Annotated in this window: 21 protein-coding genes; 13 read left to right on the top strand and 8 right to left on the bottom strand. The window is 70.0% G+C overall.

The genetic code is table 11. The annotated features are described in order from the left end of the window. Position 1: 1 nt before the first annotated feature. The 3 genes from D7X96_RS28820 to D7X96_RS28810 form a co-directional block, all read right to left on the bottom strand. Positions 2–937 carry a phosphatase PAP2 family protein gene (locus D7X96_RS28820; protein WP_121771222.1) on the bottom strand — a complete coding sequence of 312 codons (936 nt, stop codon included), beginning with the start codon at positions 935–937 and terminating at the stop codon, positions 2–4. Further along, positions 915–2,249 (bottom strand): inositol-3-phosphate synthase, encoded by a 1,335-nt coding sequence (locus tag D7X96_RS28815; protein WP_120548431.1) that lies wholly within the window; start codon positions 2,247–2,249, stop codon positions 915–917. Before D7X96_RS28815 ends, D7X96_RS28820 begins: the two co-directional genes overlap by 23 nt. Before the next feature lie 429 nt (positions 2,250–2,678). Continuing rightward, entirely contained in the window at positions 2,679–3,200 is a 522-nt protein-coding gene (locus tag D7X96_RS28810; protein WP_120548432.1) for a pyridoxamine 5'-phosphate oxidase family protein, read from the bottom strand. Positions 3,201–3,367: 167 nt separating this feature from the next. On the opposite strand from D7X96_RS28810, the gene D7X96_RS28805 reads away from it, so the two are divergent. Continuing rightward, on the top strand, positions 3,368–3,871 hold the full coding sequence (locus tag D7X96_RS28805; protein ID WP_120548433.1) for a hypothetical protein: 504 nt from the start codon (positions 3,368–3,370) through the stop codon (positions 3,869–3,871). Here D7X96_RS28805 and D7X96_RS28800 read toward each other — a convergent pair whose 3' ends face one another. After that, positions 3,872–4,795: an aldo/keto reductase gene (locus D7X96_RS28800; RefSeq protein WP_121771224.1), complete on the bottom strand. Its 924-nt coding sequence runs from the start codon at positions 4,793–4,795 to the stop codon at positions 3,872–3,874. A gap of 125 nt (positions 4,796–4,920) precedes the next feature. On the opposite strand from D7X96_RS28800, the gene D7X96_RS28795 reads away from it, so the two are divergent. The 12 genes from D7X96_RS28795 (at position 4,921) to D7X96_RS28740 (ending at position 16,513) form a co-directional block, all read left to right on the top strand. Further along, on the top strand, positions 4,921–6,288 hold the full coding sequence (locus D7X96_RS28795) for a hypothetical protein (protein ID WP_121771221.1): 1,368 nt from the start codon (positions 4,921–4,923) through the stop codon (positions 6,286–6,288). A gap of 33 nt (positions 6,289–6,321) precedes the next feature. Continuing rightward, a complete protein-coding gene (locus D7X96_RS28790) occupies positions 6,322–7,164 on the top strand; it encodes a GIN domain-containing protein (protein ID WP_120552206.1) in 843 nt (280 codons plus the stop codon). A 52-nt stretch (positions 7,165–7,216) separates the two neighbouring features. Beyond that, positions 7,217–8,224 (top strand): zinc-dependent alcohol dehydrogenase family protein, encoded by a 1,008-nt coding sequence (locus D7X96_RS28785; protein WP_121771220.1) that lies wholly within the window; start codon positions 7,217–7,219, stop codon positions 8,222–8,224. Positions 8,225–8,319: 95 nt separating this feature from the next. After that, complete coding sequence (locus tag D7X96_RS28780) at positions 8,320–8,946, top strand: DUF1360 domain-containing protein (protein ID WP_120552209.1); 627 nt, start codon at positions 8,320–8,322, stop codon at positions 8,944–8,946. Between the two features lie 58 nt (positions 8,947–9,004). Beyond that, the gene (locus tag D7X96_RS28775; protein WP_121771219.1) at positions 9,005–10,423 is read left to right on the top strand and encodes a DUF2079 domain-containing protein; all 1,419 of its coding nucleotides are present in this window, start codon (positions 9,005–9,007) and stop codon (positions 10,421–10,423) included. A 48-nt stretch (positions 10,424–10,471) separates the two neighbouring features. Continuing rightward, positions 10,472–11,881 (top strand): S41 family peptidase, encoded by a 1,410-nt coding sequence (locus tag D7X96_RS28770; RefSeq protein ID WP_121771218.1) that lies wholly within the window; start codon positions 10,472–10,474, stop codon positions 11,879–11,881. A 158-nt stretch (positions 11,882–12,039) separates the two neighbouring features. After that, on the top strand, positions 12,040–12,372 hold the full coding sequence (locus tag D7X96_RS28765; RefSeq protein ID WP_120552202.1) for an HPF/RaiA family ribosome-associated protein: 333 nt from the start codon (positions 12,040–12,042) through the stop codon (positions 12,370–12,372). Positions 12,373–12,510: 138 nt separating this feature from the next. Further along, entirely contained in the window at positions 12,511–13,596 is a 1,086-nt protein-coding gene (locus D7X96_RS28760; protein ID WP_121771217.1) for an aldo/keto reductase, read from the top strand. A gap of 217 nt (positions 13,597–13,813) precedes the next feature. Further along, entirely contained in the window at positions 13,814–15,310 is a 1,497-nt protein-coding gene (locus D7X96_RS28755) for an AgmX/PglI C-terminal domain-containing protein (protein ID WP_147468420.1), read from the top strand. Between the two features lie 41 nt (positions 15,311–15,351). Then, positions 15,352–15,702, top strand: a complete 351-nt coding sequence (locus tag D7X96_RS28750) for an ArsR/SmtB family transcription factor (protein ID WP_120552208.1) — start codon at positions 15,352–15,354, stop codon at positions 15,700–15,702. Next, positions 15,699–16,184, top strand: a complete 486-nt coding sequence (locus D7X96_RS28745; protein WP_121724807.1) for an SRPBCC family protein — start codon at positions 15,699–15,701, stop codon at positions 16,182–16,184. The genes D7X96_RS28750 and D7X96_RS28745 overlap by 4 nt, the downstream gene beginning before the upstream one ends. A gap of 8 nt (positions 16,185–16,192) precedes the next feature. Further along, positions 16,193–16,513, top strand: a complete 321-nt coding sequence (locus tag D7X96_RS28740) for a hypothetical protein (RefSeq protein WP_120552198.1) — start codon at positions 16,193–16,195, stop codon at positions 16,511–16,513. On the opposite strand, the gene pdxA is transcribed toward D7X96_RS28740, so the two are convergent. The 4 genes from pdxA to D7X96_RS28720 form a co-directional block, all read right to left on the bottom strand. Continuing rightward, entirely contained in the window at positions 16,434–17,480 is a 1,047-nt protein-coding gene (pdxA, locus tag D7X96_RS28735; RefSeq protein ID WP_121771216.1) for a 4-hydroxythreonine-4-phosphate dehydrogenase PdxA, read from the bottom strand. The genes D7X96_RS28740 and pdxA overlap by 80 nt on opposite strands. Further along, the gene (locus D7X96_RS28730; protein WP_120552196.1) at positions 17,477–18,448 is read right to left on the bottom strand and encodes a peptidylprolyl isomerase; all 972 of its coding nucleotides are present in this window, start codon (positions 18,446–18,448) and stop codon (positions 17,477–17,479) included. The genes pdxA and D7X96_RS28730 overlap by 4 nt, the downstream gene beginning before the upstream one ends. A 65-nt stretch (positions 18,449–18,513) precedes the next feature. Next, positions 18,514–19,512, bottom strand: coding sequence for a peptidylprolyl isomerase (locus D7X96_RS28725; protein WP_120552195.1), 999 nt, complete (start codon positions 19,510–19,512; stop codon positions 18,514–18,516). 162 nt (positions 19,513–19,674) lie between these two features. Next, positions 19,675–20,694, bottom strand: a complete 1,020-nt coding sequence (locus tag D7X96_RS28720) for an alpha/beta fold hydrolase (RefSeq protein WP_120552194.1) — start codon at positions 20,692–20,694, stop codon at positions 19,675–19,677. Positions 20,695–20,966 lie beyond the last annotated feature (272 nt).

Raw genomic sequence — 20,966 nt, 5'->3', positions numbered from 1 at the left:
GTCATGCACGGGTGTTCCCTCCAGACGGCAGGGTCACGGGCGCCACTCCTGGCGCTTCCATGGCCCGTCTTGCGAAGACAGCCCTCACGACGACGAAGGCCACGACCGCCGCGATGCTTCCCGCGAGCACGTCGAGCACGTAGTGGTGCGTGAGATACACGGCGGAAAAGGCGACGAGCAGCGCGAACAGGATGGTGCCCACCCGCCACGCCGGGCCCTTGTGCCACAGGACAAGCACCATCATCAGCGGGTAGGCCGCGTGCAGCGACGGCATGGCCCCGAAGACGTTGGGGTTCTTGGCGTAGAAGTTCGCGAAGTAGCGGATGCCGAAGAAGGCGTCGAAGCGCGCGGTGCCCGCGGGGCTGGGCGGCGCCGACAGGTCCGCGAATCCCGGCCCGTACTTCAGGATGTACCAGGGGGGAGCCGCCGGATAGATGACGTAGGTGACGACGCCGATGGCGTTCACCACGAAGAAGGCCCAGCACAGCTGTTCGAACCGCGCGTCCTTCTTGAAGAAGAACCACAGCGCCACGAGGAAGACCTCGTAGATGTAGGCCGCGTAGGCCCAGCCGCACAGCAGGTCCAACGGGGTGTTGGGGTGACGCGACCACCACTCGGGCCAGTGCGTGCCGCCCGGCGCGGGGAACAGCACCTTCTCCAGGTTCCACAGGTCGCCGGTGTGGATGGTGCCGCGCAGCCACAGCCACAGCGGCTGGCTGTCCAGGATCATGCCGGTGAGCCACAGCGGGAACGCGCCGCGGAGGAACCGCCGCGGGCCGGCGCCGGCCCAGGCCAGCACCACCAGCAGCAGGTCCGCCGCGACGTGCTCCCACCGGACTCTTCCGGTGGAGACCACCAGCGCGAAGTGGCCCGCCGCCATGACGGTGACGAGCCACTTGAACGCGGAGTCGTTCTTAGCGGGAGAGCGGGAGGTCATCCCCGTAGTAGTCCATCCCCAGGTGCGTGATGGGCTCTTCGCCCGCGACGACGCGCAGCGTGTTCTTCAGCTTCGTCAGCTGGATGAACAGGTCGTGCTCCACCGGCAGGCCCGGGTGGGCCATGGGGCTCTTGAAGTAGAAGGACATCCACTCCTGGATGCCGCGCCACTCCAGCCGCTTGGCCAGGTCCATGAACAGCGCGATGTCCAGCACCAGCGGCGCCGCCAGGATGGAGTCGCGGCAGAGGAAGTTGACCTTGATCTGCATCGGGTAGCCCAGCCACCCGGTGATGTCGATGTTGTCCCAGCCCTCCTTCGCGTCGCCGCGGGGCGGGTAGTAGTGGATCGACACCTTGTGCGAGTACTTGTTGTACAGCTCCGGGTACAGGTCCGGCTGCAGGATGGTGTCGAGCACGCTCGACTTGGTCACTTCCTTCGCCTTGAAGGCCTGCGGATCATCCAGCACCTCGCCATCCCGGTTGCCCAGGATGTTGGTGGAGAACCAGCCCTCCAGGCCCAGCATGCGCGCCTTGAGCGCCGGCGCGATGACCGTCTTCATCATCGTCTGGCCGCTCTTGAGGTCACGGCCCGCCACGGGCACGCCGTCCTGCTTGGCCAGCTCCTGCAGCGCGGGCGTGTCCACGGCCGCGTTCGGCGTGCCGTTGGCGAAGGGCACGCCCTCCTTGATGGCCGCGTACGTGTAGAGCGCCGTGGGGTTGATGTCCGGGCTGTTGCTGTCCAGCGCCTTCTCGAAGTTGGCCAGGGTCTGGAAGGCCTCCGGCAGCGGGCGGAAGGTCTCCACGCTGCTGCACACCACCATCACGGCGCGCTTGGCGTTGAGCTCCTTCTTGAAGTCCCGGATGTCCTGGCGGATGGCTTCAATGCTCTCGCGGTGCGTCTTGGTCGCCTTGATGTGGTTCGCCGCGATGCGGCGCACGAACTCCGGGTCGTGCACGCCCGGCTTCGGCTTGATGCCCTGGAGGAAGGGCTTCACCTGCTCCAGGTGCTTGTCGGAGAGCACGCCCGAGCGCACGGCCACCTGGTAGGCGTCCTCGCTGATGATGTCCCACGCGCCGAAGACGACGTCGTCCAGCGTGGCCAGCGGCACCAGCTCATTGAGCTTCACGGTGCGGCCGTCGGTGCGCTTGCCCAGACGGGCCGTGCCCATCTGCGTGAGCGAGCCGATGGGGGCGCCCTTGCCCTGCCGCGCCAGCTCCACACCCGCCATCAGCGTGGTGGAAACCGCGCCCAGGCCCGGGATGAGCACCGCCAGCTTGCCCTCGGGCTTCGCGACCTTCTTCTTGTTCTCCATCGTCCTGATTCCTTCGAATGGCGGGAAATCGCTCCGCCCAATGAGCGTCTCCGAGTCCGTTCCATCCGGCGCCGGCAAAGATGCCGGACGGAAGGTGGAAAATCTCGAAAGCGGATGGTTGATACTCTAAACCGTCTGTCACTTCAACGTGATGTGAGGACGGTGTCCGGCTCGTACCACGGCGGCGGTCGGTGCATGACTCGGGCCGAGGGTGGGTTACAAGCCAGGGCGAACGGCGCTGTCAGAGAAACAGCAACCACGAGACAAAAGTCTGACCCACCACGGCGAGCTCCCTGGGGGCGCACGCCGGGTGGGTCGGGGTGGGACGGTTCTGCGGCTGTCCTGCTTTCACACACCCCATGACACACGTGTCAGCGTTTGAGAGCGTGGGAGCCGCCGGGCCTCCGGCGGCCCCGTTCGGGACCCCGGTCAGTTGTGGCGGGGGGCGCCCCGGTCGAGCTTCTGGTTGTCGCCCGGGTGGTACTTGTCGCCGGTGAGGACGGCTTTCACGAACCCGACCAGCTGGACCATCTTGCTGTTGGGTGTGTCCCAGTACTCGGCCTTCTCGACGGAGACGCGCAGCAGGGCCAGGTTCGGATCATCCAGCCCCTGGGGGAACCAGGCCTTGAGGGACGGGTTCCACAGCTCCCTGGCCTTGGCCTTGTCGCGGATCAGCGTGCAGCGGCCGCTGACGGACACGTACCGGTCCTTCGAGGGGTCGGAGTAGGCGAGGCTGACATGGTGGTCCTTCTGCACCTCGTCCACCTTGTGGGTGTGGTCGTTGGTGAAGAACCACAGCTCTCCGTCGAAGTCCTTGTCGTAGGTCCACATCGGCCGGCTGCGCAGGCTGCCGTCGGTGTCCACGGTCGTCATCATCGCGACCTTGATGCCGTGGATGAGCTTGCCCAGGTGCTCCACCACGTCTTGCGGACTCTTCGTCGTCGTCGTCATGTGCTCGCCTCCCTTGGGGGTTGAAGGTAGGCAGCGGTCAGACGGCGAACATCGTCCGCACCGCCGGGTCGGCACCCCGGCAGCCGGGCGTGTGATAGGGGGCGTGCCGGGCCCGCTCGCTTGTTTCTTCCTTTGGAACGAGGCGCGACGGCCGGGAGCGACAAGGGATGCTGAAGACCGCGTGGAACGAGTGGAGCCTGAAGGCGCTGCAGCTGGAGACGGCACTCTTGGCGCTGGAGGAGATCGAGCTGCCGGACGCGATGCACGCGCTCCAGGACGCCGCCCAGCAGAAGCTCTTGGAGCTGGCGCGGGCGTGGCAGAAGACGCAGCCCGCGAAGGAGCCCCGTCAGTGGACGCGCGAGGAGAAGGCGGGCGGCGCGCCTCGCGACGAGGAGCTGGCGGACCTGGTGAAGGGCTTCCGCGAGGACGGCAAGACGTGGACGCTCTTCCGCCTCACCAGCGACAAGAAGGAAGTGGTGGAGACGGTGGTGTCGGAAGGGCGCGCGTGCATGGCCGCCGGCGGCGAGTACTACCTGGGCCAGTGGGACGCGGAGGAGGGCGTGCTGGAGGTGGGCCGTGACGACGAGGCCGGCGAGCCCGGCACCGGGCTGGTGCTGGAGCCCGGCGGCGAGCTGCGCTACTCGCCGTCTCCGGAGCTGGCGGACCTCTAGTCAGGACTCGAGGAGCTTCACCATCCGGGCGCGCAGCTTGTCGTCCGGCAGCCGTCCGAAGCCCGCCTTCACGTTGTCCTCCAGGTGGGCGGGGTCGGAGGTGGCGGGGATGGGGCAGTTCACAGCGGGGTGGCCCAGGATGAACTTGAGGAAGAACTGGGCCCAGCTGGTGCAGTCGAACTCCGAGGCCCAGTCCGGCAGGGGCTTGCCCTTCATCTTGCGGAAGAGGTTGCCCTTGTCGAAGGGCTCCATCACGAGCACGGCCACGCCGTGCTCCTTCGCCGCGGGCAGCAGGCGCGCTTCGGCGTCGCGCATCGCGAGCGAGTAGGGCAGCTGCACGAAGTCCAGCTTGCTGTTCTTGATGTGCTTCTCCAGGTCGTCGAAGGCGCTGCGCAGGTAGTGGGTGACGCCCACGTAGCGGAGCTTCTTCGCGGCCTTCAGCTCCCGCAGCACGGGCAGGTGCACGTCCACGTCCAGCAGGTTGTGCACCTGCATCAGGTCCATGCGGCCGTGGCCCATCTTCTGGAGGGACGCTTGAATCTGCGCGGCCCCTTCCGCCTTGCCGCGCGTCCACACCTTGGTGGCGAGGAACGGCGTCTTCTCCTGGCCGGACTGCCTCAAGAGGTCGCCCACGACGGCCTCGGAGCGGCCGTACATGGGGGACGAGTCGATGAGGCGCGCGCCCGAGGCGAAGAACTTCTGGAGGACCTGGGCCAGGGGCGCGCGTTCGTTCGCGGCGCCGCCGACGTCGAAGGTCTGCCAGGTGCCCATGCCGATGACGGGCAGGGCTTCGCCGGAGCTGGGGATGGGGCGGGTGAGCATGCGGGGACCCTGGGCGAGGGCGGAGAGGGACGGCGCGAGCGCGGCGCCGATGCCCGCCACCAGGACCTCGCGGCGGGAGGGAGGACGATGGGGAGCGCGCATGGGGGAAGCGTAGCGGCCGGGAGCGCCGGACACCGGGCTTCGTGCGAGGTGAAGACGGGCAGGTGACAGTTCTGGAAGCGACCGGTGTTCCCTTCGCCGAATCCCTTTTGAGGAAGGTCCAGGCGATGAAGCGCAGCGTCGCGGTGTGTGTCGGGCTGATGGTCGCGGGGGTGGCGGGGGCCGAGGAGCAGGTGGAGGGAGCCGCCATCGCGGTTCCGGTCGCGGCGCTGTCGCCCGCGCCCCTGGTGGAGGCCGCGACGGGCGGTGAGGCCGCGCGGCCCGTGGAGGCCACCGTGGCCCAGCAGCGCTCGGACCCGGAGGAGATCCACGTCCCGGCGGTGCTGATGGCCCTGCCGCACGTGAGCACCGCGGGCACGGCCACGGACCGGCTGGTGACCACGTTCGCGCTGGGGGCCATCGCGACGCACGCGAAGCGCGTGGACGGCGCGGCCCTGTCGCTGGGCGCGAACTGGGTGGGGGAGAGCCTGTCCGGCGCGCAGCTCACGCTCGGGGCCAACGTGGTGCGCGGCACCGCGTCCGGTGCGCAGTTCGCCGTGGGCGGCAACATCGTCACGGGCGAGCTGGAAGGCCTCCAGGCCGCGGTGGGCCTCAACGTGGCGAAGGGCTCGGCGGTGGCCGGCCAGCTCGCGGTGGGCGGCAACGTGGCGGGGGGCGAACTGTCCGGCGGACAGTTCTCCGTGGGCGCGAACATCGCGGGCTCCGGCGGCGTGGGCGGCCAGTTCTCCGTGGGCGCGAACATCGCGGCCGCTCAGTTCAAGGGCGCGCAGTTCGCGGCGGGCGCGAACATCGCCTCGACGATGTCGGGCCTCCAGGCCTCATCCGGGTTCAACTACGCGGGCCAGATGCAGGGCGCGCAGCTGTCGCTGCTCAACGTGGGCGGGGACGTGTCCGGCGCGCAGGTGGGGCTCATCAACGTCGCGGGCAAGGTGGACGGACTCCAGCTGGGGTTGCTCAACGTGGCGCGCGAGTCCCAGGGCGAGGCGCTGGGCCTGCTCAGCTTCATTGGCAACGGCCAGGCGAACCTGCAGCTGTGGGCCAGTGACATCGCGTACACCAACGTCGCGGCGAAGTTCGGTGGACGGCACTTCCACACGCTGCTGACGCTGGGCTTCAACCCGGGCACGGACACGCACCGCCGCCGCTACGTGGGAGGCCTGGGCTTTGGCGCTCACATCCCCGCGGGGCCATTGTTCTTCGACCTGGATGTCATTGGCAGCGGCGTCCACACGGACAACCTCTTTCGCGATGGCGACGGCCTGAACGTGCTGGGACAGTTGCGGCTGGTGGCGGGCTGGCAGGTGGCGAAGCGGTTCGCGCTCATCGGCGGCGTCACCGGCAACACGCTCGTGACCTGGGACAACGGGGACCGCTGGGAAGAGCTGGGCATCGGGCCGGAGTGGCGCAGCGTCTCCGACAGCGGACGCACCACGGTGCGCGTGTGGCCGGGCGTCCTGCTGGGCGTGCAGATCTGACACGGCATTCGATTCGAAGTTCGGGAGGGGACCATGTGGAAGCATTTGGGTAGGGCCGCGCTCGCGGCGGGACTGCTGTCCGGCTGCTACTTCACGGATGAGACGCACGGCGACGGCAACAGCGTCACGGAGTCGCGCGCGGTGACGGACTTCACCACCGTGGAGAACCGCGGCTCGCTGGAGGTGGTGGTGCGCGAGGGCGAGGCGCCGGAGGTGAAGGTCACGCTGGATGCGAACCTCCAGTCCCGCGTGCGCACCTTCGTGTCGCCCGGCAGCACGCTGGTCATCGAGACGGACGGCGCGTTCGCGCCCCAGGGGCCGGCGCGCGTGGAGATCCGCGTGCCGCGCATGGTGGGCGCGACGCAGGACGGCTCCGGCTCGCTGCGCGTGGAGGGCTTCGAGGGGGTGAAGGAGGACGTGAGGCTCGTGGCGAAGGGCTCCGGCTCGCTGAGCTTCTGCGGCGGCGTGCGCACCCTGGACGCGAAGCTCAGCGGCTCCGGGAACATGGAGCTGTGCGCGGCCGGCGAGGGCCTGGCCGAGTGGGTGGACCTGTCGCTGTCCGGCTCCGGCGACCTGAAGTTCGCGGGGTCCGCGAAGCAGGTGCGCGCCCGGATGGACGGCTCCGGCTTCATGACGCTCACGGGCGTCACCAACCGGCTCGACGCCTGGCTGGACGGCAGCGGTGGACTGGGGGCGCCGGGACTCAAGGCCGTGGACGTGAACATCACGTCGAGCAGCGCGGGGCCTGCCGCCGCGTACGTGGACGGAGGCGGGGCGGCCGTCGTCATCGACTCGTCCGGGAACGTGGACCTGTACGGTCACGCGCAGTCCACGCAGCTGCGGGTCAACGGCAGCGGCCGCGTCATCTGGCACTGACTAGCTTGTCCTCGACACCCGCGGATGACGCGGGTGGGGAGGCAGGCGGGCCATGTCAGGGACCATGCGGGCGATGGTGCTCCACGCACCCGGACAGCGCCTGCGGCTGGAGGCGCGGCCCATCCCGGAGCCCGGACCGGAGCAGGTGCTGCTGAAGGTGCACGCCTGCGCGGTCTGCCGCACGGACCTGCACGTGGTGGACGGAGAGCTGACGCGCCCGAAGCTGCCGCTGGTGCCGGGCCACGAAATCGTGGCCACGGTGGTGGCGGCGGGCGCGCGCGTGGAGGGCCTGGCCCCCGGGCTGCGGGTGGGCGTGCCGTGGCTGGGGTGGAGCTGCGGGCAGTGCCGCTTCTGCCGCTCCGGCCGGGAGAACCTCTGCGACACGGCGCGCTTCACCGGCTACGACCTTGACGGAGGCTTCGCCGAGTACACCGTCGCGGATGCGCGCTTCTGCTTCCCGCTGCCGCCGTCGTACGCCGACGCGGAGGCCGCGCCGCTGATGTGCGCGGGGCTCATCGGCTTTCGCAGCCTGCGCATGGCGGGGGAGGGCGCCCGGCTGGGGCTGTATGGCTTTGGGGCCGCCGCGCACATCCTCATCCAGGTGGCCCGGCACCAGGGGCGCCGCGTGCATGCCTTCACGCGTGAAGGCGACGCCAAGGGACAGGCCTTCGCGCGCGAGCTGGGCGCGGTGTGGGCGGGAGGCTCGGACACGCCGCCGCCGGAGCCGCTGGACGCGGCCATCCTCTTCGCGCCCGTGGGCGCGCTGGTGCCCGCCGCGCTGAAGGCCGTGGACAAGGGCGGGGTGGTGGTGTGCGGCGGCATCCACATGAGTGACATCCCGTCGTTCCCCTATTCGTTGCTGTGGGAGGAGCGCGGGGTGCGCTCGGTGGCGAACCTCACGCGGCAGGACGCGATGGACTTCCTGGCGCTGGCGCCGCGCGTGCCCGTGCGCACGCAGGTGCGGGTGTTTCCCCTGTCCCAGGCGAACGAAGCGCTCCAGGCCCTGCGCGAGGGCCGCGTGCGAGGGGCCGCGGTGCTGGACATGGCGGCGGCGGAGTAGGGCCCCACTGGAGCGGGTGCCCGCGCGCCTGTCCGCCTGGATGCTTCGGACCCGGGGGAATGCACAGCTTTCGCGGCACGGAGGCTGTGCACCTCATGAAAGCGCTTCAGGAGACGGGACCGTTCGAAGGGTATGACTCGGAGATCCACCCGCTGGGCTCGTATGGCGTCCTGCTGGGGACCTTCAGCACGACCGTGCTGGGCTTCCTGGGCTGGATGGGCGCGTCGGGGCGGAGCCTCCCGGAGCGCTTCAGCGGCGCCGACCTGGCGCTGTTCGGGGCCGCCACGCACGTCGTCACGCGGGTGGTGGCGGCGGACAAGGTCACGGCGGTGGTGCGCGCGCCGTTCACGCGCTTCAAGAGCAACGCCAGCGCGGGCGAGGTGAGCGAGCAGGCCCGGGGCACGGGGTTCCGCCGCGTGATGGGCGAGCTGCTGGACTGCCCCTTCTGCCTGAGCCCGTGGGTGGCCGCGTCCTTCCTCATCTCCGCCACGGTGCGTCCCCGGCAGACGCGCTTCGTGGCCTCCATCTTCGCCCTGAGCGGCGCGTCCTTCTTCCTGCACCGGGCCTATGAGCTGCTGGGCGAAGGGCTGCACCGCACCCGCGCGCAGGCGCACCTGCTGCACAAGGAGCAGGAACGGCAATCCGACGACGGCGTGCAGCTGCCGGGTCGCGGGCCGCAGGTCGTGGAGCCCGGCCGCGCTCCCATCCCGTCGCCGAGTTGAGAATCGCTGAACCCATCGCCTCTCCAGCGGAAGCGCGCTACAACGCCGCGCGTCCGCGATGACCGAGCCTGTCCGACAGCGTTGGGGGAGCCTGCTCGTGCTGCCGGGCCTGGTGCTGCTGTGGCTGGGCCTGGTGGTGATTCCGGTGTGGCTCCAGGCCGCGCGCCTGTGCTTCGCGAGCTATGACCTGGGCATCTACACCCAGGCCCTGGCGCGGCTGTCCCTCCAGGACCCGAACCCCTGGCTCAGCATCCGGCAGGTCCACATCTTCGCGGACCACTTCGACCCGGTGCTGTGGCTGGCCCGGCCGCTGGTGATGGTGCTGCCCGCGAAGTGGGCGGGGCTCGTGGCGGAAGGGGCCTTCGTCCTGCTGTCGCTCGCGCCGCTCGTGTGGCTCCAGGCGAAGGGACAGCTGGACCGGGCCTCCACCGCGCTCCTGGGCGCGTTGCTCCTGTTCAACCCCGGCACGACGGCCGCGCTCACCTTCCCCATCCACCCCACCACGTGGGCCATGCTCCCGTGGACGTGGCTCGCGGTGGTGTACGGCCTCAAGCGCACGGGGTGGATGCTGGCCGTGCTGGTGCTGCTGTTCGCGTGCAAGGAGGAGTTCCCCTTCGTGGGCCTCATGCTCGCCGGAGGCCTCTGGCTGCGCGGTGAGCGCCGGGCCGCGCTGGCGGTGTTCGCGCTGTCGGCGGCGTGGCTCGCGTTCGTGTTCGTGGGGCGCTCGGGGTTCCTGGGGCAGACGGTGAACTACACCACCCGGCTGCTTCCGGAGCCGGGGCAGGGGTGGGGCGCGTACCTGGGTGATCGGCTGGCCGGAAAGCAGCTCTCGCGCGTCGGCACGCTGCTGGTGGCCTTCGTCCCCCTGGCCCTCTGGGGATGGCGCCGCAAGTGGAGGCCGGATCCGCTGTGGCTGGCGCTGCTCCTGCCCATGCTGGCCATCCGCTTCACGGGCATGGCGTGGCGCTTCCAGTACGGCGCGCCCCTCATGGCAGCCGTCGCCATGGTCTTCCTTCCGCTCCTGCGCCTGCATCGCCCTCCCGCCTGGGTGCTGGTGACGACCGGGCTCCTGCTCTTCACGACCAACGACAACACCGTGCGCGCCGCGTGGCGCACCCTCGCGACGCCGGAGGCCTTCCCCGCGCACTGTCCGGCCACGGGCCCGCGGCTCGCGAGCGTGCGGCACGCGCTGGACGTCCTCGCCGCGAACCCTGGCGGACGCGTGTTGCTGGAGGGGAACCTCGTGGCGGAGGTGGGGGCACGGGACGAGGCCTACGCGGTGGGCGGGCCCCAGTCCGACGACCTCGTCTATGACTGGGTGCTGGTGGAGAAGCCTCCCGCCGGCAGCGTCTGGCCGCTGCCGGCCGGGCGCATGGAGGAGCTCGTCAGTGCATGGCGCTCCGGGCCGGACACGCAGGTGCTCATCGACGATGCACACGTCTTCCTCGCGCGAGGCCGCTTCACCGCGAGTCGCTGACGTCCGCGCACAGGCAATGACCTGGCGGAGCGTGCCGTAAGAAGGGGCATGTCCCTTTCCCTGCTCGTGGGCGCCCTGCTGGCGGCGGCCCCCTCCAGCCCCTACCTGGATCAACAGCTCACCGGTGCCCCGTACTGCTACGACCCGGAGAGCCCCCTGCTGCACGAGGCCTTCCGCCGCCCGAAGCCCACGCCCGACACATGCGTGGACAGCGCCGCGCTGGCGGAGGACGTGCGCTTCCTGCACCAGCTGCTGCGCACCACGTACTCCGGCTGGCCGGAGCTGCTGGCGCACCGCACGTTTGATCCGGATGCCTTCTTCCAGGACTGGAGCGCGAAGGTGGCCGCGTCCGGGCCCACCGTGTCCTTCCAGGACGGCGTGCTCGCGCCGACCATCGCCATCCGCGAGGCGCTGACGGACAACCACTTCGGCCCGTCCGGCCTCCTGGGCGTGCTGAGCGCGGAGCCCCGGCTCGCCTTCCGCGAGTACCAGGCCGACGCGCCTCCGGGACTTCAGCTCACGTCCTGCGACGCGAACACGGTGGAGGGCGCGCAGGCGGACACGCTGCGGGTGGCGCCGGTGCTGAAGCCGGATGGCTCGCGGGGACAACGGCTCACCGTCTCCGCCCGAGGCGGTGGCGAGGCGCGGACGCTCCGGTGCGGCGACACGTCCGTGCCGCTCACGGTGCGCCCCGTGCACGCGTCCCGGAAGTTCGAGCCGAAGGACACCTATACGTACGAGCCGAAGGGCGACGTGGGCATCATCACCATCCGCCGCTTCTCCGGACCACCGGAAGCGGAGGCCGGCTTGCGCCAGTTCGTCGCGGACGCGCCGAAGCACCGCAAGCACAAGCTGCTGGTGTTCGACTTCCGGGGCAACGGCGGCGGCGACGACAGCTACGTGTACCAGTGGCTGGACACGATGGTTCGCGGGCCGTGGTTCTCAACCGGAGAGGTGTGGATGCACGGTGCCTTCTACCCGTGCTTCGTATGGAACTCGCGCGTGCAGCGGCAGGCCATGGATGGACGGCTGGACACGCCGGAGGCGAAGGCCGAACGTGACGCCATCCGTTCGAAGTGGCCGGTGAAGCCGGAGCCCTCGCGCCCCGTGTTCGACAACGGTCGCGTGGAGGGCCACGCGAAGACGCCCTTCACGGGACGCATCGTGGTGCTGGTGGATCGCAACTCCGGGTCCTCGGGGGAGAGCGGCGCGTACGCGCTGCACCTCGCCACGGGCGCCCCGATGGTGGGCGAGCGCACGGGAGGCTTCCTCACCTACGGCAACGCGCCGAGCTTCGTGCTGCCGCGCACGGGTTTCGCGTGGGTGGTGCCCAACAAGCGCAATTTTTTCGCCGAACCCGTGGAGGGCGTGGGGCACGCCGTCCAGGTGTACCTGGACGCGGAGGACCTGGAGCGTCCAGTCGCGGAGCTGCTGCCCCGCTTGCGCAAGCTGCCGTGAGTCAACGTGCCCCACGCGCCGGGGCGCGTGTCCCGTCATGCCCCGTGAAAAGGGGGCCGTTATAGGTGTCTCGTGGGCCTGAAGGACGCTGGCAGGGCTCATGCAATGCCTTGAATCCACACCGGCTCCCGAGCACGGAGCCCTACCCGAGGCGGACGATGAAGCGCGCACTGCGAATCACCTACCGGGGCATGGAGACGAGCGAAACCCTCAACGAGCACATCCGCGACCAGGCGGAGAAGCTGGAGCAGTTCCACGACGGCATCACCGGCTGCAACGTGGTGGTGGAGGAGCCGCACCGCCACCACGCGCAAGGCCATCACTTCCATGTGCGCGTGGAGCTGCACGTGCCGGGCAGGAACATCATCGCGGACCGCGAACCGGTGGAGCTCGCGGCCCACGCGGATGCCTACCAGGCCGTCACCGACGCCTTCGAGGCCGCGCGGCGCCAGTTGCAACACTACGCGGACCGCCAGCACGCGCACCGCTAGTCATTGGATGTCCTGCGTTGAGCGGATGGGCGCGGGAGCATGTCTGGCGTTGGACGTCCTGGGGTGAGGGCGGCTGGCGCGGTGGAGGTGTCCGGGATTGGCTCCGCGCACTTTGTCCATCCGCGGGGGGAACCGCCCATGTCGCTCGACCACTACGTCACCCTGGGCCGCTCCGGCCTGCGCGTCAGTCCCTTCTGCCTGGGGGCCATGACGTTCGGCGAGGACCTGGGCTGGGGCAGCAGCGTGGAGACGTCCAACGCCATCCTGGACCGCTTCATCGAGCGGGGTGGCAACTTCATCGACACGGCGAACGTGTACACGTTCGGGCACGCGGAGAAGATCATCGGGGACCACCTCGGGAGGCATCCCGCGAAGCGGGACCGGGTGGTCATCGCCACGAAGTTCTTCGGCAACCTCTTCGAGAGGGATCCGAACGGCGGCGGCGCGGGCCGCAAGTCGGTGATGGCGGCGTGTGATGAGTCGCTGCGCCGGCTGCAGACGGACTACATCGACCTGTACTGGATGCACGCCTGGGACGCGAACACGCCCATCGAGGAGACGATGCGGGCGCTGGACGACCTGGTGCGCTCCGGCAAGGTCCGCTATGTGGGCTTCTCCGACACGCCCGCGTGGAAGGTGGCGCAGGCGCAGGTGACGGCCTTCTTCCGGGGCTGGGCGCCGCTGGTGGCGTTGCAGATTGAGTACTCGCTGCTGGAGCGCACGGTGGAGGGCGAGCTCATCCCGATGGCGCGGGAGCTGGGGCTGGGCGTGACGCCGTGGTCGCCGCTGCGCAGCGGCGTGCTGAGCGGCAAGTACACGCGGGAGAACGCGGGCAAGCAGAAGGCGGACCGGGGCGCGTGGGCGGAGGCGTCGCTCAACGAGAAGACCTACCGGCTCATCGACGTGCTCCAGCGCGTGGCGAAGGAGCAGAACACCTCCGTGGCGCGAGTCTCCCTGGCCTGGGTGCAGGGGCGGCCGGGAGTGGCCTCCACCATCCTGGGCGCGCGCACGCTGGAGCAGCTGGACAACAACCTGGGCGCGCTGGACGTGAAGCTCACGCCGGAGCAGGTGAAGGCGCTGGATGACGAGTCCCAGCCCACGCTCAACTTCCCGGCGGCCTTCCTCCAGGGAGCCCCGACCTTCATGCACGCGGGCCTGCGCGTGAACGGAGTCCAGGCCCCGCCCAGCAACCTGACGCCCAAGGCGAACACCCCCCGGTACTGAGCAGCTGTGGAAAGCCGGACCCTGTCGGCACACCGGCGCACAATGTGGAGTGCGCGGCCTTACGTTTCGGGCCTCGTTCGGGGGCAAATGACCGCTGGAGCGTTCACCGGCGGACGCTCGCGGTAGCGCGAACGGGGGGCGTCCCTAACATCGGCCCCCTGGCAGTGAGTCGGTGGTTGGGGCGGTCTGGCGCGGTACGGGCGGCGGGGAGGGTGGCGTGAGCGAGCTACTGACGGGCGATGTGTCTTCGCGGGCGCAGGTGGGCGGTTCGGACTTCTCCCGCGACCCCGAGTCCTTCGAAGCCGAGCTGGATGCGTGCCTCGACCGCGCGCTCGCCTCCGAGCCCTCCGAAGAAGAAGTGACCGTGCCGGAGTCCTTCGCCACCGGCCCGCTGCGCACGCTGCTCGACCTGGCCTCCACGGAGGAGTCCTGGCTCCAGTCGCTGCCGCAGCCCTCCAACGACAACGTGGAGCCCCAGCTCACGCTGTCCGCCGAGGCCGCGAACATCGTCATCCCGGAGTGGCTGCGCGCGGAGGAGCCTTCGTCCAGCGCTCCCCAGGAGAACTCCTGCGGCGCCGTGACGTCGTGGGACGCCGCGCCGCCGCCCGTCTGGGCCACGCCCGGCTCTCCGGCCGAAGCCTACGCGCCGCAGCCGTGGATGCCGTACGCCCCCGTGGCGCCCGAGCCTCCGCCGCCCGCCATCGACGATGCGTCCACGCGCATCCTCGGCATGAGCCCCATGTCCTTCGTCAGCGCCGTGGCCATGGGCGCGCTCGCCGCGGGCCTGCTCGTCGTCGCGGGCCTGCGCCTCACCGCGAAGGATGGTCCGCGGCCCGTGCCGCAAGCGCAGTCCGTGGTGGCCGTCACTCCGCGGACCGTCGGCGTGCAGGCCGTCACGATGGCTCAACCGAGCCAGCCGAGCGCCGTGACTCCGCAGACCTCCTCGCCGGACTTCGCGCAGTCCATCGCGGGCGCCGTGAACACGCCCGCGCTGACGGACGCGCAGCGCGCCGCGCAGGCCCTCACGCCGAACGCGCCCGTCCTCGCGGGCCCGGCGAGCGCGGGCCTGACCACCGGCCTTCAGACGCTGGCACCGGAACCGGCCGCGCCCACGCAGCCCGCCCCGGTGACGAAGAAGAAGGCTCCCGTGGCCCAGCGCGCGGCCACGCTCGAAGCCCCCGAGGACACCGCCGAGGTCCGCGAGATGTCCTTCGGCAGCGAGATCTCCGAGGAGGAGATGGCCCGGGCCCGTCAGGCCGCCGCCGAAGCCGAGGCCGAGGAAGCCGCGCAGCCGGAGTCCGAAATCGACGAGGACTTCGCCCGCGAGCTGGGCTTCACCGACGACGCGGAAGGCGCCGAGGCCGCCGCCCCGAAGCAGGCCCAGGAGAAGACCGTCTACATCCCGCCCGCGCCGACGTCCGAGCGCGAGAACCTCACGCCGGGAGACATCACCAACGTCGTCGTCACGAACCAGCCCGCCATCGCCGCCTGCGTCCAGAACTTCAAGACCGGCACCGCGCTGGAGAACGGCGGCCGCTTCCAGATGCGCTGGTCCGTGGACACCACCGGCGCCGTGTCCGGCGTCGCCATGGAGACCGAGGCGCTGAAGGGCTCCCCGCTCGCCGGCTGCATCGAGGACCAGGTGCGCGGCTGGAAGTTCCCCGTGCACCGCGTCGCGATGAACGCCCCCGTCCGCTACCCCTTCGTCTTCTAGTTGGACAATCGAAACATTCACGGATATGCATATACATGTCCATGAATGTTGACGTCTTCCAGACCCTGGCCGACCCCACGCGCCGCCGCATCGTCGAGGCGCTGAAGGGCGGCGAGCTGTCGGTGAACGACCTGGTGGCCCGGGTGGACATCCAGCAGTCGGGTGTCTCCCGTCACCTGGGCATCCTCCAGGAGGCGGGCTTCGTCCAGGTCCGCCCCGAGGGCACGAAGCGGCTGTACTCGCTTCGCCCGGAGCCCTTTCAGGAGCTGGAGGCCTGGGTCACCGGGTATCGCGGCCTCTGGGAGGCCCGGCTCGACCGGTTCGGCCAGGCGCTCGAGCGAAGACGCAAGGCACGCATGGGCACCCCCAAATCCGAGGAGGAACCCCCATGACGACGAATACGAAGCCCAGCACCATCACCTTCGAGCGCACCTACCTGGCGACGCTCGACGAAGTCTGGGAGCTGTGGACGACGAAGGACGGCTTCGAGTCCTGGTGGGGCCCGGAGGGCTTCTCCGTGAAGGTGCACGAACTCGACGCGCGTCCTGGGGGCCTGCTGCGCTACGACATGATCGCCACCGCGCCGGAGACGGTGGCCTTCATGAAGCAGGCGGGCATGCCGTTGGCCACCCCGAGCAGCTTCACGTACACGGAGCTGACGCCCAGGACGCGGCTCGCGTACCGGCACGCGGTGGACTTCATCCCCGGCATCGCGCCGTACACCGCCTCCTCGGTGGTGGAGCTCCAGGCGAAGGGCGACACCGTGCGGATGACGGTGACCATCGACACCATGCACAGCCAGGAGTGGACGCAGCGCACGTCCGCGGGCTGGGAGAGCCAGCTTCGCAAGCTCGACAAGCGGTTCCAGCGTTAGATTGCCGCATGGCCGCGCGGGAGGAAGCAGACCCCATCGAGTTGCACCTGTGTCACCGTTGCCTGATGAGGCTGCCGGTGGACGCAGGCGGGGTGGACCTGCCGCGGCGCGTGCGCGAAGCCCTCAAGGCCCACGGCCTGGCGGACAGGACGCAGCTCATCCCCGCGTCCTGTCTGGGTCACTGCCCCACGGGGAAGGTCACCGTGCTCGTGGTCCCCGACTCAACGGCGCGGGGCACGCACGCGAAGCTCATCGACCCGAAGGAGGACGGCGAGGACCTCGCGAGGCACCTGTCCGCGCGGCTCCCGAAGAAAGCCGGGCCGCCTTGAGCAGCGCTTCCATCATGGGCACGCAGCTGGCCGTGCCCGTGCCGGCGATCGCATAGGCGGTGCCGTGGTCCGGCGACGTGCGCGGCACCGGCAGGCCCAGCGTCACGTTCACCGTGCGCTCGAAGTCCAGCGCCTTGGCGGGGATGAGCCCCTGGTCGTGGTACATGGCCAGCACCACGTCGTACTTCGCGCCCACTTCGTCGGGCCGCGCGAACAGGCCGTCCGCGGGGATGGGCCCGTGCGCGTCCACCCGCTTCGCGCGGGCCTGGCGGATGGCGGGGCCAATCACCTCCACCTCCTCGCGTCCCAGCATGCCGCCTTCGCCCGCGTGCGGGTTGAGCCCCAGCACGGCGATGCGCGGCTTGCGGCCCACCACGGGCTCCAGGCTGCGTGACAACAGCTGCAGCTGCGCCACCAGCTTCTCCACCGTGAGCAGCTTCGGCAGCTCGGAGATGGGGACGTGGTTCGTCGCCAGCGCGATGCGCACGCGCGGCCCGTCCATCATCATCAGCACGTCCACGCCGAACGCGTCCGCCAGCACCTCCGTGTGGCCCATGAACGGGATGCCCGCGCGGGAAATCTCCTCCTTCGACACGGGCGCGGTGCACAGCGCGTCCACCGAGCCCGCGCGCATCGCGTCGATGGCGGCCCGCACGTACGCGTACTGCGCCTTGCCGCCCTCACGCGAGGGCTTGCCCGGCACGCGGTGCTTCGCTGGAAGGTGCGTCACCTCCACCACGGCGGGCCCCTGCGTGCGGCCCAGCTCCTCCAGGGCCACGCGAGGGAAGCGGCGGAAGAGGGGGAAGCCCTCCAGCGCGGGTCCGTCTCCGAACACGACGGGCACCAGCGCGCGGCGCACCGAGGGCTTCGCCAGCGCCAGGGCCGTCACCTCCGGCCCGATGCCCGACACGTCCCCCAGCGAGATGCCCACGCGGGGCCGCGCGTCCGCCGTGGCCACCGCGCTCACATCTTCACTTCGACGTTGGCCTTCGAGCGCAGCTCCTGGACGTACTGGTCCAGGAACTTCTCCGTCTTGTCGTTGAGCAGCTTGGACTCCAGCTTGGGCTTCATCTCCTCGTAGGAGGCCACGGACACGTTGCGGCGCTCCTCCACCTTGAGGATGTGCCAGCCGAAGTTGGTGCGGATGGGCTCGCTGACCTCGCCCTCCTTGAGGTTGAAGGCGGCCTTCTCGAAGGCGGGCACCATCACGCCGCGCTTGAAGTAGCCCAGGTCACCGCCGTCCGACGCGCTGGGGCCCTCGCTGCGGGCGCGCGCCAGGGCCGCGAAGTCCATGCCCGGCCGGCGGGCCTCCTGCAGGATGCCCTCCGCCTTCTGCTTCGCGGCGGCCACCTGTTCAGGCGTGGCCTTGGGGTCCACCTGCACCAGGATGTGGCGGGCGTGCACCTCCACGTCCTCGCTCTCCAGGCGCGTGTACTGCGTGTACGCGGCCTTCAGGTCCTCCTCGGTGACCTTCACCTTGGGGCCCACCTTCATGCGCAAGAGCTTGTCGCGCACCACGCGCTTGCGCAGCATGTCCTTGTAGCTGGCGAGCGTGAACCCTTCGTTCTTGAGCAGCTGCTCGAACTGGGTGATGTCGCTGACGTTGTTCTGCTTGAGCACGTCCTGCACCAGCTCATCCACCTCCGCGTCGGTGGTGGTGATGCCCAACTGCTGGACCTCGCCCTCCATCAGCTTCTCGCCGATGAGCGTGTCCAGCGCGGCCTTCATCAGCTGCGCGCGGGCCTCGGCGCGCTTGTGCGGGTCGATTTCGGAGTTCACGCGCTGGAGCTCCGGCGCGGCGCGCTGCTGCACCTCCGACAGCGGGATGATGTCGCGGTTCACCACCGCCGCCACCCTGTCCACCAGCTCCGCGCGGGCGGACGTGCCACCCGCCAGGAGCATCACCGCCGCCAGGAACGCCACCAGGTTCTTCATCGCAACGACCCTCTTGAACACCATGACACCGGGGCGCCCAACCGCCGGGCCCCCGGAAAAATCCTTCACTTCGCCGCCGCCTGCGGCGCCGGCCGCCCGCGGATGGTCTGCAGCGTGGCCTCGTTCACCACCACCTGCGCCTTGTCCCGGAGGTCCTTCTCGAAGGCCTCCTGCGCCGCCGCCCGCTTGGCCTCCAAGAGGCGCCCCTCCACCTTCGCGCGCACCTCCGCCAGCTCGCGCTTCCTTGGCGCCTTGCGCTCCAGCACCTTGAACAGGTGGTAGCCGTACTCCGTGGACACCACGTCCGAAACCTGCCCCACCCCCAGCTTGAATACCACCTCGTCGAAGGCCGGCGGCATCTGTCCCCGGGGGAAGAAGCCCAGGTCGCCCCCCACCTTGGCGTCCGCGCTGAGCGAGTAGCGCCGGGCGAGGTCGGAGAACTTCTTGCCCGCCTTCAGCTGCGCCTGGAGCTTGCGGGCCTCATCCAGCCCCTTCACCACCATCTGGGCCGCGTGGACCTCCTCCGGCTCCTGGAAGTCCGCCTCATGCGCCGCGTAGTACGCGCGCAGCTCCTCCTCCGTCACCGCCACGCGCGAGTAGACGTGGTTCGTGAAGAGCTTCTCGATGGTGAGCCGGCTGGCCTCGCGAGCGCGCAGCTCCGCCATGGACAGCTGCCCCTGGGCGAGCACTTCATTGAAGTTGCCCGCCGGGTAGTCGCCCGACAGCCGCAGCACGCCCCGGTCCACCTCTTCGGGCGTCACGGCGATGTTGTTCTGCTTGGCGGCCTGGAGCAGCAGCATCCGCTTCACCAGCGTGTCCACGAGCGCCCGCTTGAAGGGCTCCACCTCTTCGGGCGTGGGCTCCGGCCCCTCCGTGGTGGCCAGCTCCCGCGCCAGCTCCTGTTCGAAGTCCGTGCGGCTGAGCGACTCACCGTTCACGGTGGCCACCACCGTGGGGTCCGGCCCCTCCTGGGCCTGCGGCCGGCAGCCCGTCAGTCCGAGGACTCCGAGCGCGAGCGCAGCGGAACACGACAGCAGGGAGGCGCGGAAGGAAGCGGGACGCATGCGCGGGGGCCTCGGGAGAGGGGACGGGGGACCTTCCACGGTGGCGTCCGGCCGCCAGGCTTTCAAGCGGGACGTCATGGCCGGGATGGGAAGCGAACGGATGGGCCCATGGAGCGGCCCTCCGGGTAGCACGCCGGGAGGGCCCGGACAACCCGCGCCCCCTTAGAGCCGGGTCGCGTTGGAGGCCAGGAAGGCCTCCACCTGGGGAAAGATTTCGTCCGGCGCCTTGCGGCCCAGGATGAGGTCCGCGTGGCCGTAGTCCGCCGCGAAGCCGTGGCCGCGCCCGGCCACCAGCATCTTCACCGGGCCGCCCAGGTGCTCCTTCGCCCGGGCCACCGCCAGGGGGGGCGCGAGCAGGTCCCGGCTGCCGGCGATGAGCAGGAAGGGGATGCGCACCCCGGCCAGCGGCTCGCGGTAGTCGAAGCTGCCGTCGAACGTCGTGAACTGGCTGGTGGTGATCCACCGGGCGAACTGCCGGCCCACCCCGCCGGCCACGTCCGCCGGAACGTTGGCCAGGGCCCAGCGCACCACCTGCGGATCCATGTTGTCCGCCAGCATCATGTACCGGGTGAGCGGCCCCGGCGGCGCCCCGAAGAAGGCGATGCTGGTGACGCGCCGGGTGGGGATGACCTTGAGCTTGAGGACCGGCTCCACCCGCTGCACGAACGCTCGCAAGCCCGGCTGCACCGCGAAGGTGAAGGGCGCGCCCAGGGACACCGCCGCCTTCACCGGCGCCTGGGGGTTCCTGGCCAGGTGGGCGTAGAGCATCAGCCCGCCCTTGGAGTGGCCCACCCAGAGAACCTGTTGGGCACCCGTGGACATCACGGTGCGCAAAGCCGTTCTCACATCGTGTTCTGCCTGATCATCAAAATTCCAGTCCGCGCAGGCCCCCGCCAGGCCCCGGCCGCGCAGCTCGATGACCCAGGTCTCGAACCCCGCCCGCGCCAGGTAGCGCGCCAGGCTGTACTGCTCGTTGAAGTCCATGTGGAAGCGGTTGGCTCCCAGCCCGTGGCACAGGAGGACGGGCTCCGCGAACCGGCGCTCCCCTCGAGGGTGGTAGCGCCCCAGCGCGATGGCCGCTCCGTCGTCCGTGGGCACCCGGTACAGCTCGTCCGGCTTGAAGGTGAGGGTCAGCAACCCCTCCTTGCTCCGCTCCACCGCCTTGGTGAAGAGGTCCGCCATCCGGCTCAACCGGGGTGCCGTTGCCTGTCGTGATGTCACCCCTTCAGTCTACGCCCCCCGGCCGGCCATTGCCGGTGTGTCTCACGCGGACTTTCCCCGGACGGCAGGACAGTTGCAGGGGATGTGGGTCCATCGCGGGGAGGTCGTGGAAATGGGGCAGGGCGGGGGTTTCAGGGAAGCGTTGTCGTCCTTCATCGCCACAGTTTTTCCCACAGACACACTGCTGGGGGCACTGAAGGTGATGGAGCAGTACCACGTGCAGGTGGTGGGGG

Origin of the sequence: Corallococcus interemptor (assembly GCF_003668875.1) — a bacterium.
Lineage (GTDB): Bacteria > Myxococcota > Myxococcia > Myxococcales > Myxococcaceae > Corallococcus > Corallococcus interemptor.
The sequence above is the reverse complement of the archived record's forward strand: the minus strand, read 5'-3'. Positions and strand labels throughout refer to the sequence as shown.